1 protein-coding gene is annotated in these 1,375 nt (G+C 64.1%); it reads left to right on the plus strand.

The window, feature by feature from the left end:
* The first annotated feature begins 63 nt into the window (after positions 1-63).
* Positions 64-1,212 (plus strand): IS701 family transposase, encoded by a 1,149-nt coding sequence (locus ACIRJP_RS42640; protein ID WP_404186633.1) that lies wholly within the window; start codon positions 64-66, stop codon positions 1,210-1,212.
* Positions 1,213-1,375 lie beyond the last annotated feature (163 nt).

A 1,375-nucleotide genomic window follows, 5' to 3' on the forward strand; every position in this document is an offset into this window, starting at 1 on the left:
TACTGCAACGACACTCCGTGACTCGATGCCGTCTTCGTCGTTGCTCGTTTCGTGGTGGACGAGATAGCTGATGGCTGGTCAGATGCGTTCTGTGACTTCGTGGCGCGGTTCGCGGGACGCTTCGGGCGGGTGGAGTCGAGGCGGCGGATGGTGTCCTACCTGCGGGGCCTGCTCAGCGAGGCGGAACGGAAGAATGGCTGGACCCTGGCCGAGGCTGCCGGCGACGGTGGTCCCCAGGGGATGCAGCGGCTGCTGAACCACTACCTGTGGGACGCCGATGCCCTGCGGGACGATGTCCGTGACGCGGTCGTGGAGCAGATCGGAGATCCCGACCGGGGAATTCTGATCCTCGACGAGACGGGTTTCCTGAAGAAGGGCATCAAGTCGGCGGGGGTGGCCCGGCAGTACTCGGGAACGGCCGGCCGAATCGAGAATTCCCAGATCGGAGTGTTCCTGGCCTATGGATCCGACCGGGGACGGGCACTGATCGACCGCGAGCTGTATCTCCCGAAGGACTGGACATCGGACCGCGAACGGTGCCGGGCTGCCGGCATCGGCGACGATATCGAGTTCGCCACCAAGCCGGACATGGCCCTGCGCATGCTGAAACGCGCCGTGGAATCAGGGATCCCGTTCGGGTGGGTGACCGCCGATGAGGTCTACGGCCAGACGAGCCGGATCCGGCTGTGGCTGGAAGAGCATGACATCCCTCATGTCCTCGCGGTCCCGAAATCGCAGATGGTCATGACTATGGAATTCTTCGGCCAGGCCCGCGCGCACAAGCTGGTCAGCGAGCTCCCCGGTGACGCATGGGTCCGTGTGAGCTGCGGCGACGGCGCCCACGGGCCGCGTGAATACGACTGGGCGGCGACCCCGATCCGGCCCTGGCGGCGGGAAGGCTGGGACCACTGGTTACTGGCACGACGCAGCCTCACGGATCCTACGGATATCGCCTACTACATCTGCTTCTCCCCGGCAGGGACTCCATTGGAAGAACTCGCGCGGACAGCGGGGTCCCGGTGGATGGTTGAGGAGTGTTTCCAGACGGCGAAGAACGAAACCGGGCTCGATCACTACCAGGTCCGCGGCTACACCGCGTGGTATCGGCACATAACTCTCTCCATGGCCGCCCTTGCCTTCCTCGCCCTCCTGCGAGCCGAGGCAAAAAAAGGGGCCCGGACACCGGTAGCGATCAATCCCTCATTCCCATGACCATGAACGAGGCCCGGCGGCTCTTCAACCGCATCTCTTCACCCCTCCGCCACCACGCCCAACACGTACTCGCATGGTCACGATGGCGAAGACGAAGCCAAGCACGAGCCCGCATCAGCCATTACCAACGCAGAGGACATCACGGAGTGTCGTTGCAGTACTA

The sequence above is a fragment of the Streptomyces sp. NPDC102437 genome (genome assembly GCF_044765565.1).
In the GTDB taxonomy this organism is placed as follows: Bacteria; Actinomycetota; Actinomycetes; order Streptomycetales; family Streptomycetaceae; genus Streptomyces.